Raw genomic sequence first — 13,435 nt, forward strand, 5'->3', positions numbered from 1 at the left:
GCATAGTCACAAACCCAGTCCCACGGTTGCCGTCCGGTGAACGCCTTTCGGGACGAATGCGAAGCGATCTGCCAGGCCAAGAAAATCGGCCGCCAGGTGAATGACGGAAAGCCACATTTCCGTTCCCTGCAAACTCGGCTCACCACCATCCGCAAATGGGAATCCTTCGCCATCCTGCCATCTCTCCAGGGCCCTTGATATGAGCTTGCGGGCGATCGCTTCGCCATCGCCCCGCCTGTAGTCGGTCTGCCGGGCAATCAGCAGCAGAGGGTGTATCGTATCGAGCAGGTTGCACGCATTGTATTTTGAGGCAACGAAGCCCTTGTGGTTGCGATAGTTGAGGTGAACCGTCTCGAGCGAGGCGTGCGGGTGGGGAAGTGCCACGCCGAACTGGGCGTAGGTGCCGCGCGTCAGGCGATAAAAGCCGTTCACCGGTTGAAGCCATCCTTCCGCCGCGGTCGGTTCACCCCATAGTCCCGAAACGCTGTTGGCATTACGGCTCAGCCACTCGAAAAGCGCCTGCCGTGAATGCCTGATGCCGAAATACTTCGCATTGAAGTACATGGCAGTTCCGATTGCATCGACCACGCTTCCGGCGTGCCATGCCCGAGTCGACCAAGGCAGAGCGCTCAGCCATTCATCCAGCTCCCTGGCGACGAGCTCGACCGCATGGACCGGTTGGCGTGGACCGGAACCAAGCAGTTCAAGCGCATAGCCAACCGCAAGGACGTTATAGAGCGCCTTGCCATGCATTCGCGCATGCTCTTCCGGGAAAAGGCCGGTCTCTCGGTCCTGAAGACCTTGGAGACGCTCGACGGTCTCCGCCGCATCGAGGTAAGGCGGCAGGTAGCCGAAGCCGGCAGCGATCTCGATTGCATCGCAGAGATGCCGGATCGCCGGTCTGCGGATGCCGTCTGCTTCCAGCGATTCATAGGCTCCGTCCGTTTTCCAGCGCGCAAGAATATCAGGCCATTGGTCTTTCGCTTTCTGGCCGAGCCTGACCAATTGATCTTCGATGTCGCCAGTGCCGGATTTTTTGGGCGCCGAGCCTCGGCTCCGCAGCACCCGGGCGGGCACGCCACCGGCAATCGCCATGGCGGGAATGTCCCCCGTGACCACTGCTCCGGCGGCGATCACCGCTCCGTTTCCAATGGTGGCGCCATCGAGGATCACGCAATTGGCGCCGATCCAGACATCGTCACCGATCGTGATGCCGATGCTGACGACACCCTGGCGGTGTATGGGAATGGTCGGATCGTCGAAGCCATGATTGAAGCCGACGATCGAGGCATGCGAAGCAATCCGCACGCCATGACCGCACGTCACCGTGCCGGAAACACAGGCATAGGGATTGATGGTGCAATCGTCGCCGAGAATCACATCGCCGCGAACGAGGGCGTGCCCGGCGATCCACGACCGCTCGCCCATCGTCAGGCTTTCGGTGAAGATTGCGGCATTCTCGGCGATGTAGGACGTCTCGGCCAGCTCCGCGCCGCATGATCGCCTGAGTTCCGCCTTGCGAGAGAGGTGAGCGGGATGATCGAGATCCGACGCTATGTGTTCCCAGGTCAGGTATTGAAGCCTGCGCGCTTCCCTCTCTTCGCTTGCCGATGTTTGCTGGCTGTTGGCCTGATCCATCCTGCTCCTCATTCCCAGGTTCAACCGCCGAATATTCACCTGATTCAGCGATCCGTTGTCTCGCTGCATCAGACGGCCGGATCCGTCCAAAAGCAAGACTTCCGGCAATGGCGGCCTTCTTCAAGGTTGGCCGGCGTGATCACAAGCCGATCTTTCGTGACGTGGAATTTCCGCTCCATCTTGCGCGGCCGATACGGCTCCCGTCCGAATTCGCGATTTGCAGAGACGTCATGCGCCACCGATCATCGGCAACGTGCTGAGCCATCTGGAAACTTTGATGCGAGTTACGCCGCGTTCAGAAGTTCAGCGCTGACCGGCATTCCCATATGAAAGCCCTGGACCCGGTCGATGCGAAGATCCTTGAGAAGGGAAAACTGTGCTGCAGTTTCGACGCCTTCCACCAGGATCGTATTCCCGCGATTGCGGATGAGAGCAATCATGTCCTGAAGCATCGTCAGACCGCGTGGGTTCGAGCAGTCGTGCAGGAAGGTTCTATCGACCTTGACCGTCTGAAACTCGATTGCCCTCAGCCAAGAGAGGCCCGCGAAGCCGCAGCCGAAGTCGTCAAGCCAGATTTCGACGCCGAGTGCCCGCAGATCGGCAATGCATTTCAGCACCTCCGCCTGCATATCCATGTCCAGGCCTTCGGTGACTTCCAAGGCTAGTCGCGACCCGCAGACCCCGCAGCGATCAAGGATTTCAGCGACACTGGCAGCAAAGCCGGGGGAACGCAGCTGTATCGGCGAGACGTTGACGCTGACCGTCGCCATGCGATCGGTCATCAGTATATCCCGGCAGGCCGTCTCGATCGCCCACCTGCCCAATTCGAGGATAGCGCCACTTCGTTCTGCAACTGGAATGAATGTCTTCGGGGAAACCGCGGTGCCATCCGGCATTCTGAGGCGCATCAAAGCCTCGACAGCTCTTGCTTTCCCGTTGGTCACGTCGAAGATCGGTTGGTACACGAGCGAGACCAGTTTGCGATCGATAGCGGCCGCCAGCAGCGGGACGAGTTTGCCAGCGTGGTCGTCGGGGCGGGGTAAAAACGGATCAAAACTGCGAATGCAGTTTCGGCCACTTGCTTTGGCATTGTAGAGAGCGAGGTCGGCTTCACGGACTATTCGTTCGACTTTCTCGCCAACTTTCTCGCGGGTGAAGGCGACGCCGATGCTGACGGTTACGGTCGACATATCATCTGGTCGCTCGTCGTGAGCAATCGCAAGTGACTCGACTTCCATTCTGATCTTGTCGGCGAGGGCCATCGCAACCTTGGGAAGGGCAGCCGGCATGACCACGATAAACTCCTCGCCACCATACCTGCCGATCATGCCATCGGACGACTCTACAATCGCCTTCAGCGCATTGGCGATGACAGTCAGGCATCGGTCTCCTTCCTGATGTCCATAACGGTCATTGAAGCGTTTGAAAAAGTCTACGTCGATGAGGAACACGGAGAAGCCGCGGCGTTCATCCTTCCAGGCGGCCCAGCATTCGTCGAGCCGCCGATCCAACGCGCGTCTGTTGCTTATGCCTGTCAGGTAGTCAGTATGTGAAAGCTCGAGCAGTGACCTTCCTCGTTCGGACGCTTCCCAGTGCTGGTGGCGAGCCTCTGCCGCGTTGAGCAACACGTTTCGACGCTCCACATTCAATCGCCAATTGACGAAAGACGTGAAAACGAAGCACGAAATGTAGAATAGCCCGAAGGCAAGCTTGTAGGTTTGGCTTGAGGGGAAGAATTCCTCGATCGTAATGAAAAACGCGCATAGAACGAGGCCTGAGGTGATCACCGAAAGCCGAAACGGGAAACTGAAAAACAGGTTAGCGCCCATCATGAAGATGGCGCCGAATACCATGTAGTATGACATGGCGGTGACGTCGCGGGTGGCAATCGCCGGGTAAAGCCAGGCTACATAGCCCACAAGCAGCGCAGCGGCGCATGTGATGTCGAGCCAGACGGTTTTCGCATTTGCCAGTCGCAAGATTTCGAACGCCAGCAGAGCGATCGTCGCAACGACGAATCGAGCGGCGATCGTCATGGAAGCGACATCGGGGATCAGCCAGCGGTCGGGAAGTGCGAAGGCCACATAAACGGCGACCGCCATCCAAAGACCACACCGTGAGCTCTGCCTTCGGACAGCATCATTTTCGGTTTTCAGAGATTTGAGGGCATCGGCGAATGAAAAGCTGGCGGCTGATTCATCGCGCTGGACATTAGCGCAAGCGGCGATCATGCAACGACGCCGACCCGACAGCCATCTAAAGTATGTTGAAAAGTAAGCCATACTTCGGCGCCCTCCAAAATCGCGTTCGGCAATCTGCAACCGGTTTGTCTTATTGCTGAGCTTTGTTAGAGGGGTAGCATCTGACCCGCAAGAGTAGAATTACTCTTATCCCGTGTAGATTCTAGTCGCATCCTATTTCGAGGTTGATTATGCTTAACGCTATGTCAAGAGGATCTCGAAATGGAACAAAGCCTGGTCTTGGACGGTGAAAGTCTTGTAGCGCCCGGCGAGATTCGTCGGTCGGCCAGGAGGGTTGCTGCCCCAGATCCCGGCCACCTGATCGTTGCCAGAGCTGAGCTTGCTCTCAGCCTTGAGGTGTCGCTCCGTCAGTTCAAATCCGGCGTCGAGCCTCATGCGATCATCGAGCGTCTTACTGATGCCTTACACCAAATAAGGCGGCGCTTTCATCCGGAGGCGTGGGACGTCCTCGTTCAGATCGCGCAATCCCATCCCGTTGCTCACTATCTCCATCAAGATCCATTGACCCGCTGGTCGTTCGAAAAGCCGCGCGGCTATTCTGGCGACGCACGCCTTCTCGACTTCATCTACGGCAGACCTGAGATTGAGGACGATGTCGCATCAGCGAGCGACTTGGGACGTTCGATCTACGCCTACACTCGAAATGCTTCGTCATCCGTCGCGGTAAGGGAGCGTCGAGACATTCTGGCGCGCCGCGTTGACGAAATCGCTTCGACCCGGCCTGGTTCGACTGAAGTCCTCGCGATTGCCGCCGGGCATCTTCGTGAGGGCCCGTTGTCGCACGCTCTGAGCGCCGGCGCGATCAGACGCTGGGTAGCTTTGGATCAAGACCCGATGAGCGTTGGAACCGTCGCCCGCGATTTCGCCGGCACGTCCGTCGAGGCGGTGAACGGGTCGGTCAAATCCCTGCTCGGTGGAAGGCATGCGCTGGGAATGTTCGATTTCGTTTATGCCGCGGGCCTCTATGACTATTTGCCGCACGCGGTAGCCGTAAGGCTGACCAGAAAGTGCATCAGCATGCTGAAGCCTGGCGGTACATTCCTATTCGCAAACTTCTCCCCGGAAACGAACGTCGATGGCTATATGGAGACATTCATGAACTGGGCGCTGCTGTTGCGATCAGAACGAGAGATGGGCTTGATCGCCAGTGAAAGCGTGACCGGGGCGGATGTAAAGGTGTCTGTTTGGCCCGGCTCAAACCGCAACATTGTCTACTGTGAAATTCAAAAGCCGCAGTAGGCCGCACGCTGGCCGACATATAATGGCGTTTGAGCCAGTAACTGGGCGCTGCCGTCCGTTCCGGTAGTCTTCGGGGCAATTCCTCAGTTCAAATCCTGGGTCGACCCTATCAGAGGCTGCATGAGAAAGGTCGTGGCTGCTCTCCTCCACGGCCTTTAAGCTGTTTATCGGCCGGCGCTAATCAGGCGGCTTATGGCTGTATCCAGCGTGGTCGTGCCCTTCACCGGGTCGCCGTCGAACCGGATCCAGCCTTCGTTGAAACCATCGATCATGCGCATCCGCGGGAGGGGGTTTTGCATGCCTTGGTCGGTGAAAATCTGCTCCCAGGTGTCGCGGGCGACCGGCTCTGCCCGGACGGGTTTTCCGAGGATGGACGAGAGGACAGCGGCGATTTCGTTGGGCGTGACGCCCTCTGGCCCCGTCAATTCGATGACCTGCTTGCCCACCCAGTCGTGCTGCAGCAATTCTGCCGCCTTGGCTCCGACGTCGAAGACAGAAACCATCGGATAGGGCTGATCGAGCGGCTGGAGGAAACTTGAGAGGACACATGTCTCGCGCGCCGGCGCGATATCCCAAGCCGTGTTTTCCATGAACCAGCCGGCACGCAGAAAGGCGATCGGCATTGGCAAGGCAGATAACTTCTGTTCAACGAGACCGAGCTGGCTCAAGAGGTTAGGTTCTCTGGCCTGCGCGCCGATGGTCGAGAGGCAAACGACCTTGGCGGGATCAGCAGAAAGAAGCGCGGTCTCCAGCGCCGCAATGACCGCGCGCACTTCCGTAAAGCCGGGGGTTGGATCGAAGGTGGGCGGGATCAGCAGAAAGACGCCGTCGGCGCCGGCGAAAGCCTTGGTGAGCGCATCGGCGTCGGTCATCTCGGCCAAGGCTAGGTCCGCGCCTTTGTCCTTCCATTCTGCTGCTTTCTCCGCATTGCGCGCGACGGCGCGTATCGGCACCCCCGCCTCCAGCAGACGCGCGGCGACGATGCCTCCGACTTGGCCAGTTACTCCGCTGATCACAAACATGGCTAGACTCCTTTGCTGCTCCGCCGCCAGCAGGTTGGCGGTTTGTTATGCCGATCATGTCCTTCGGAAGCCTTTGACTGAAGCGCGCTTCTGTCACATGATTGGTGACTAAAAATCACGGATACGCGATGTTTGACGGACGATTATTGAATGGCGTGAGCGTATTGGCCGCCGTTATCGAGAGCGGAAGCTTTGCGCGGGCAGCGGAGCTAATGGGATTATCGGCGTCGGGTGTCAGCCGCGCCATTTCGCGGCTGGAGGGGCGGATCGGTCTGCGGCTGCTCGATCGGACAACACGCACGATGCGGCTGACCGATGACGGCGCGCGATTCTACGAACAGGTGGCCCCACTCTTGAGCGGCATCGAAGAGGCTGCGCAGACTGCTGTTGGCGCCAGACAGGCGGTGCGTGGGCGACTGCGAGTCAATGTCGACCCATATTTTTCACGCCTTGTGCTCGGCCCGCGGCTCGGCGCCTTCCTCGATCGTTACCCGGATATTCAGATCGAGATCTTCACCCGCAACGAGATCGGTGATCTTGTTGCTGATGGCATGGACGTCGCGGTGCGCTTTGGCGAGCCTGCACAGAGGTCGCTTATTTCGCGCCTGTTGATGCAGACGCCCGTGATCACGATTGCGGCTCCCGCTTATATCGAGCGGCATGGTTGGCCGAGCCGTCCACAGGATTTGAGCGAGCATACCTGTATCCAGTTCCAGGATCCGCTGACCGCAAGGCCTTTCGAATGGGAGCTTCGGTCGGGTGACGAGGTCGTCTCGATCGAGACCCGCAGCCGCATTTTAGTCAACGATGCCGGCACGACCTTGGCGACCTGCCTTGCGGGGATCGGCATCGCGCAAGTCTTCACACTCGGGATGGCGGATTATCTGAACAATGGGCAGCTCGTGAACCTCTTTCCCGGCTGGTCGGACGAGACATTCCCGCTCTACGCCTTCTATCCCTCGCGTCAGCATGTTCCGGCTAAGGTCAGGGCCTTTATAGATTTCTGCGTCGAGATCATCGAATAGACGGAGGCACCCCGTCGAGCGCCTCTGCTGGCTTGAGCCGGCCGCGGCTTTCTAGTTTCCGGAAGTTTATCGTCTGTTGGGTTCTTTCATGCTCGGGAGGAAGGCGTTCACATCTCCGGCCATAAAGCACCGTGTCAGATGCGTTCTACGCGGACCGGATACTCGCCGCGCACCAGCAACGGCGCGAAGCCATTGTCGAAGCGGCCGAGCCGGATCAGCCCGTCCCAGCGGTAATCCGCATGGAACAGAGCCAGGTTACCCCATGGTTTGAAGTAGCAAAGGTCGCCCGGCTGCTCGTTGCCGAAAGCACCGCTGCCTTCTTCGGTCAGCTTGCGCGGCAGATGGACGATCTTTTCGTTTCTGCCGTAATCCTCGATCTTGAGGTTCAAGGGCAGCATGGAAATGAGATCGCGCGCGGTCGGATTGTCTGAGAGTGTCGCGGTCAGGGTTAGATTGTTGAAGCCAATCCTGATCCTGACGTCTGTCGCCTTATGACCTGTCGAGCCGTGCTCGTCCTGCCCGTGCGCCACGAGAGATAGGGCGGCGGCCGCCAAGGTTCCGCCCAGCACGGCGCGACGGCTCATGAACTTGGATGTCATCGACATAGCGCGCCTCGCGTCAGACAGGTTGAGCCGTGGGCCGGAACAGGATTTCGTTGATGTCGACATCGTCCGGCTCGTTCACCGCGAAGGCGACCGTTCGGGCGAACGTGTCCGCGCCGATGGCGATGTTGCTGACGAACTCCTTGGTGCCTGCCTGGATGTCCTTCTCACTGATGTGCTCGAGCAGTTCGGTGCTCACCGCGCCGGGTGAAATGATCGTGGTGCGGATGTTGTACGGCTTCACTTCCTTCCGCAGCCCTTCGGAGAGGGCGCGCACGGCGAATTTCGTCGCGCAGTAGACGGTGGCACCCGGATCGACAACATGACCGTAGACGGAGGACACGTTGATGATGTGCCCCGACTTCTGCGCTTTCATGTGCGGAAGCGCTGCTGCGATGCCGTAGAGCACCCCTTTGATATTCACGTCGATCATGCGATCCCACTCGTCAACTTTGAGCCGTTCGAGCGGCGCAAGTGGCATCAGGCCGGCATTGTTCAGCATCACGTCGATGCGACCGAACGCGTTGACGGCCGTGTCGACGAGCTTCTTGACTTGATGTTGATCCGTGACGTCGGTTTGGACTGCTTTGGCCTTGTAGCCCCTGGCGCAAAGCTCCTCGGCCAGCTTGGCGATGCGGTCGCTACGCCGCGCGCCGAGGACGACGGAAGCGCCGCGCTCAGCAAGGTGACGCGCGGTGGCTTCGCCAAGCCCGCTGCTTGCTCCGGTGATGACGACCACTTTGTTTTGGATTCCTTGGGACATGATGATTTCCTGTTTTGAGGTTTCTAAAGGTTCAGGAACGGCGGCCGGCGAGCGCGGCGAGGACAGCCGAACCGGCGAGAAAGCAGGCGGCCAGAAGGAAGGTGCTCCACCATCCCGCGGTGTCGAACAGCATGCCGCCAGCGAAAGCGCCGCCTGCAATGGCGAGTTGGATCAGCGCCACCTGCAGTCCACCTGCCGCTTCCAATTCACCGGGAACGATAGCGACCATCCAGGTATTCCAGGCGACCGGAATCGGCGTCGAGAAAAATCCCCACATGACGAGCAGGAATGCCGTAACCGCCGCGAACGGCCCGAGAGCGATCAGCAGCAGGGCTAGGAATGCAAGAGCGGCCGGCAGGCCTACGAGAACGCGGAGGAGGTGGCGTCGGGCGACGAAGCCGATCACGGAGGTTCCAGCTAGCCCGCCGACGCCCAGGCCGAGAAGCACCATGGACAGGACATTCAATTCCAGCCCCGTGACGCCTTCGAGGAACGGGCGAAGATAAATAGACAGTGCGTTCTGGCCAATGAAGGCCAAGCCGGTCGCCGCCATTCCTATCGCCAATGTGCGATTGCGTAGCAGCCCGAATATTTTGGCCACCGAGACGGTTGATGTCGCCGGCATCCTCGGCAGAACGATCAGTTGCCAGACGAGTGCGGCAATTCCGATCGGCACGGTAATGAAGAAGGTTCCGCGCCATCCGATCAACCCGCCAAGAAAACTGCCGAGCGGTGCGGCAAGGACGAGGGCGAATGCGGTGCCACCTTGAAGAAGCGCAATGGCCTTGGGCAGGTCGCGATCCGAAGTCAGGCGTGCCAAAATAGCCGTCGACAGCGACCAGAAGCCGCCGATCGAAACGCCGACCAGGGATCGTCCGAAGAGAAAGACAAGGAAGTTGGGTGCGAGGGCAACCGCCAAGCTCGATGCGACAAGGACCGCCGTATAGAGCAGGACGACAGACTTCCGGTCGATCTTCGCCAGGAAGGCATTGCCGAAAAGGCTGGTGATAACCGCAAAGACACCCGACACGGTGATCGCCAATCCGGCTTGCCCCTCTGAAATAGAGAGGTCCCTGGCGATCGGGGTCAGAAGGCTCACAGGGAGAAATTCCAGACCCACCAGAAGGAAAGTGAGAAGTGAGAGACAGGTCACAGCAGACCATGAGGTCGCCGTGTCGTCCGTCAGTGAGGTCTCATTCAATGTCAACTCGACGGTCATTCACGTTCTCCTGTCCGTTGCCAGATAGATAACCGCACTGGTTTTGCTCGACTAGAAGCTATAATCTGAACGTCGTGATGAAGGAGATTCAACAATGCGGCGCGACGAGTTCACGGAAATGCGTGCGTTTCTGGAGGTGGCTCAGGAGCGGAGCTTCACGCGCGCTGCATCAAAGCTGGGAGTCACGCGCTCGGCGCTGAGCCATACGATCAGCGCGCTCGAAGCCCGGCTCGGCGTCCGGCTTCTCTCCCGCACGACGCGTGACGTCGCCCCGACGGCGGCCGGTACGCGCCTCGTGGAAACTATCCAGCCGCATTTCGAGAGCATCGCCGCCGGGATCAGTGCCCTCGGCGCGTTGCGCGACAAGCCTTCGGGCACAGTCCGCCTCGTATGTCCCGATGATGCCGTAGAGCTGGTCTTCCGTTCGAGGCTGCCGGCATTTTTACGGAATTACCCCGATATCACCGTGGAACTCATCGTCGACAATGGTTTCACAAATATCGTGGAGCGCCAATTCGATGCCGGCGTGCGGCTCGGCGAAGCGATTGCGCGCGACATGGTGGCCGTTCGCATCGGGCCCGATATCTCTTACGCCGTGGTTGGATCACCCGAATATTTTGCTGTCCACACTGTGCCTTCGACCCCGCATGACTTGACGGACCACAATTGCGTCAACCTGCGTCTTCCGACGTCAGGCGCTCTCTATGCCTGGGAGTTTGAAAAAGATGGCCGCGAGTTCAGCGTTCGTGTGGAAGGCCAGCTCGTGATGAGCAACATAGGGCCGGCGATCAATGCCGCTCTCGATGGGGCGGGTCTGTCTTATGTGCCGAGGGACCTCATCAGGCAATATTGTGACAGCGGTCAACTGCACGAAGTGCTCGCGGACTGGGCGCCAACATTCCAGGGGTATCATCTCTATTACCCCAGCCGGCGCCATCCATCCCCTGCTTTCTCTGCCTTCGTTGAAGCTTTCCGCTACCGGTATCGGTAGCGGAAAACAGGCCGGGCGAAGCAGCGCAAACCGTCGCGCCTCTTGCTCATCGACAATTACCGGGCGCTGTCGATGATGGCGCCGCCGTCGGGGGTAAGGCTGTAGCCCGTGATGAATTGGGAATCCTTGCTGGCCAGGAACAGCACTACCGGGGCAATGTCGTCTTCCGGCGAGCCGAAACGCGCGAGCGCGTTCGTCGGTGGAGGAACCTCCTTTTCCGCGGCACCCCAAGTGTCCGCGACTGGCAGAACGTTGTTCACGGTGATCTTGTCGGCACCCCATTCGCGTGCCGCCGTGCGAGTGAGCGCGCGCACCGCCTCCTTGGCCATGTTGTACGGACCGTAACCAGCCAACCCCACAGTGCCGGCCATCGAACCGAAATTGATGATCCGCCCTTCTCCGCCTTCTCTCAGGTGAGGATAACAAGCCTGCATGAAACGTAGATAGGCGATCGGCCCGGTGTCGAAGTTCCGTTGCAGTTGCTCGATCGAAAGGTCGATGACTGAAGACAAGACGGCAGAACCATCGAAAGCATTGTTCACGAGAATGTCGATGCGGCCGTACGCAGCGACAACCTTGTCCACCGCGGCCGTGATCTGATCGGCTTCACCGACGTCGCAGACGACGCCGAGCGCGGTGCCGCCGGCTTCGATGATATCCGCGACAACGCGTTCGACGCCTTCGGAGGTCCGCGAAAGAACTGCGACCTTCGCGCCTTCGGCCGCAAACAGTTTTGCGGTGGCGCGGCCAATGCCGCGGCTTGCGCCAGTGATAACGGCAACTTTTCCATTGAGTCGACCCATGTGTATCTCCATTTGATAAGGCTTGGGAATCTTCGAGGCGTCAGAGGACGGCAGCCTGGACGTAAGGCGAAGGGGCGTCGCGGGCGTCGTTCTGCGTCATGAACGAGGCGATCAGCAGCGCCAGGCCGATCGCCGCCGGCAGCGCGCCCACAGGTTTTCGAACGCCGATATGTGCGAGGCCCGACAGCAGCAGGTGAAAGAAGATGCCTGCATAGGCGAGGTCGCTGAGCGGGACGCTGACGCGTGAAAGGATCGCGACCGGGCCGAGGATCTTAACAATGATCATGAACGGAACGAGGTTGTTCGCCCTATATCCGAGTTCCGTCAGCGCCTCGCGAACCCACTGTTTCTTTGTGGCATACATGTAGGCTGAAGCGAGATAGAGCGCGGATAGAAGTGCCGTGCTGATCCAGTATCCGTAAAATTCAAGCATAAGTTCATCCTGTCGCTGCTCACGCAGCAACATTCCTCTCGTCGAGTCTGTCGGTTTCTATGTGAGAGGCGCTCCTTTTACTGCGCCCCTGATGCACGGATGGAAAATTTCGTCTAAGGTCTATCTTTGCAAGTAGGATGAATTACTTGCAGCTAGTATGGAAAACCAGACTATGGCCGATGGCGAAATCAATATGCATGAGGAGATGCGTCGCGCATTCGCGCTGCTCTCCGGTAAATGGAAGCTGGAAATCATGTGGCTGCTCCATCAGCGGATCCACCGGTTTGGCGAACTGAGAAAGGCTATTCCCGGCATTACTCAGCACATGCTGACGGCGCAACTGCGCGAGTTGGAGGCGGACGGCCTCGTATCCCGCACCGTCTTTGCGGAGGTTCCCCCGCGCGTCGAATATGCAATCACGCAGAAGGCGCGGGGCCTCGGCCCCACGATGGAAGCTCTGACGGCATGGTGGAACGAGTACGGCAAAAGCGTGCCGGCGAAGCCGAGCGCACGCGGGCGTAAAGCGAAAGGTGGCTGAACTGCTTCGGGTCGATAAACGACATTACCCTCACGAAAGACTGGAACCGAACTTGTCCCAGCTTTCCTTGACCGTTTCCATCGCGACGTTGGTCGAGGTGTTGGCAACGTGGGGCAGCGTCGAGATGCGCTCGCCGAGGACGCGGCGGTAGCGGCCGATATCGCGCGTGCGGATCTTCAGGAGATAGTCGAACCTGCCGGCGATCATATGGCACTCTTCGACTTCGCTGATCTTCTTGATGGCATCGTTGAAGCTTTTCAGCGCGTCCTCGCGGGTATCGGAAAGCTTCACCTCGACGAAAGCGATATGGTCGAGCTGCATTTTCGACGGATTAAGGACGGCCTTGAAGCCTTCGATATATCCGTCGCTGATCAGCCTTTTGAAGCGGATCTGGCACGGCGTCTTCGACAATCCGACACGCGCGGCCAAGTCCGTGATCGACAGCCTTCCGTCCTCGGCGAGTGCGGTGAGGATCTTTCTGTCGAACTGGTCCAATTCACTAAAGATGTCGGTTTCAGTAGCCATTTGAACTCTCGCGCGCGGATTAATAAGTTCATACAGCCTGGAAACTGTTGAAATCAAGTGAGATTGCGATTTGCGATTATGATAGATTATCCGCCGGGCAGAAGAGTGCTGAAATCGGGATCGGTGCCGCGCTCAAAACGGGGATCATACATGCATAACAAAGAAGCGGATGACGATCGGACGCAGGATTTGCTCGCTCACTACCGGCCGCTGGCGATCAGGGCTGTGGCCGCGGCGCTCACCCTCAAGCGCGACAGACCGGATGCGCGCCCGCTGCGAGAGACGGAATATTCCGGCCCCGCCTTCACTGACGATGCGCAGTGGGACGACGAGCCCGGCATCTCGTTTATCCGTTAAACCACACATCGATTGATAG

Annotated in this window: 14 protein-coding genes; 5 read left to right on the plus strand and 9 right to left on the minus strand. The window is 58.9% G+C overall.

The genetic code is table 11. The features are described from left to right. Positions 1–6: 6 nt before the first annotated feature. Positions 7–1,638 carry an acyltransferase gene (locus BS630_RS06835; RefSeq protein WP_077976795.1) on the minus strand — a complete coding sequence of 544 codons (1,632 nt, stop codon included), beginning with the start codon at positions 1,636–1,638 and terminating at the stop codon, positions 7–9. Between the two features lie 284 nt (positions 1,639–1,922). Then, a complete protein-coding gene (locus BS630_RS06845) occupies positions 1,923–3,920 on the minus strand; it encodes a putative bifunctional diguanylate cyclase/phosphodiesterase (protein WP_077976796.1) in 1,998 nt (665 codons plus the stop codon). 180 nt (positions 3,921–4,100) lie between these two features. On the opposite strand from BS630_RS06845, the gene BS630_RS06850 reads away from it, so the two are divergent. Further along, a complete protein-coding gene (locus BS630_RS06850; protein ID WP_077976797.1) occupies positions 4,101–5,138 on the plus strand; it encodes a class I SAM-dependent methyltransferase in 1,038 nt (345 codons plus the stop codon). Positions 5,139–5,302: 164 nt separating this feature from the next. On the opposite strand, the gene BS630_RS06855 is transcribed toward BS630_RS06850, so the two are convergent. Beyond that, positions 5,303–6,160 (minus strand): NmrA family NAD(P)-binding protein, encoded by an 858-nt coding sequence (locus BS630_RS06855; protein WP_077976798.1) that lies wholly within the window; start codon positions 6,158–6,160, stop codon positions 5,303–5,305. Positions 6,161–6,288: 128 nt separating this feature from the next. Here BS630_RS06855 and BS630_RS06860 point away from each other — a divergent pair, with 128 nt between their 5' ends. Further along, positions 6,289–7,185, plus strand: a complete 897-nt coding sequence (locus BS630_RS06860; RefSeq protein ID WP_077976799.1) for a LysR family transcriptional regulator — start codon at positions 6,289–6,291, stop codon at positions 7,183–7,185. A gap of 134 nt (positions 7,186–7,319) precedes the next feature. Here the strand turns inward: BS630_RS06860 and BS630_RS06865 are convergent, their stop codons facing one another. The 3 genes from BS630_RS06865 to BS630_RS06875 are packed head-to-tail and all read right to left on the minus strand — an operon-like array spanning position 7,320 to position 9,769. Next, positions 7,320–7,790 (minus strand): cyclophilin-like fold protein, encoded by a 471-nt coding sequence (locus BS630_RS06865; RefSeq protein WP_077976800.1) that lies wholly within the window; start codon positions 7,788–7,790, stop codon positions 7,320–7,322. 13 nt (positions 7,791–7,803) lie between these two features. Further along, the gene (locus BS630_RS06870) at positions 7,804–8,550 is read right to left on the minus strand and encodes an SDR family oxidoreductase (RefSeq protein ID WP_077976801.1); all 747 of its coding nucleotides are present in this window, start codon (positions 8,548–8,550) and stop codon (positions 7,804–7,806) included. Positions 8,551–8,581: 31 nt separating this feature from the next. Further along, positions 8,582–9,769: an MFS transporter gene (locus BS630_RS06875; RefSeq protein ID WP_077976802.1), complete on the minus strand. Its 1,188-nt coding sequence runs from the start codon at positions 9,767–9,769 to the stop codon at positions 8,582–8,584. A gap of 94 nt (positions 9,770–9,863) precedes the next feature. On the opposite strand from BS630_RS06875, the gene BS630_RS06880 reads away from it, so the two are divergent. Then, entirely contained in the window at positions 9,864–10,760 is an 897-nt protein-coding gene (locus BS630_RS06880; protein ID WP_077976803.1) for a LysR family transcriptional regulator, read from the plus strand. Between the two features lie 56 nt (positions 10,761–10,816). Here BS630_RS06880 and BS630_RS06885 read toward each other — a convergent pair whose 3' ends face one another. Continuing rightward, positions 10,817–11,563: an SDR family NAD(P)-dependent oxidoreductase gene (locus tag BS630_RS06885; protein ID WP_077976804.1), complete on the minus strand. Its 747-nt coding sequence runs from the start codon at positions 11,561–11,563 to the stop codon at positions 10,817–10,819. A 40-nt stretch (positions 11,564–11,603) separates the two neighbouring features. Then, entirely contained in the window at positions 11,604–11,996 is a 393-nt protein-coding gene (locus tag BS630_RS06890) for a DoxX family protein (protein WP_077977040.1), read from the minus strand. A gap of 157 nt (positions 11,997–12,153) precedes the next feature. Here BS630_RS06890 and BS630_RS06895 point away from each other — a divergent pair, with 157 nt between their 5' ends. Further along, positions 12,154–12,534 carry a winged helix-turn-helix transcriptional regulator gene (locus BS630_RS06895; protein ID WP_077976805.1) on the plus strand — a complete coding sequence of 127 codons (381 nt, stop codon included), beginning with the start codon at positions 12,154–12,156 and terminating at the stop codon, positions 12,532–12,534. A gap of 30 nt (positions 12,535–12,564) precedes the next feature. On the opposite strand, the gene BS630_RS06900 is transcribed toward BS630_RS06895, so the two are convergent. After that, positions 12,565–13,059 carry an Lrp/AsnC family transcriptional regulator gene (locus BS630_RS06900; RefSeq protein ID WP_077976806.1) on the minus strand — a complete coding sequence of 165 codons (495 nt, stop codon included), beginning with the start codon at positions 13,057–13,059 and terminating at the stop codon, positions 12,565–12,567. Positions 13,060–13,209: 150 nt separating this feature from the next. On the opposite strand from BS630_RS06900, the gene BS630_RS06905 reads away from it, so the two are divergent. Continuing rightward, positions 13,210–13,416 carry a hypothetical protein gene (locus BS630_RS06905; protein ID WP_077977041.1) on the plus strand — a complete coding sequence of 69 codons (207 nt, stop codon included), beginning with the start codon at positions 13,210–13,212 and terminating at the stop codon, positions 13,414–13,416. Positions 13,417–13,435: the final 19 nt, after the last annotated feature.

This window comes from Rhizobium laguerreae (assembly GCF_002008165.1).
Lineage (GTDB): Bacteria > Pseudomonadota > Alphaproteobacteria > Rhizobiales > Rhizobiaceae > Rhizobium > Rhizobium laguerreae.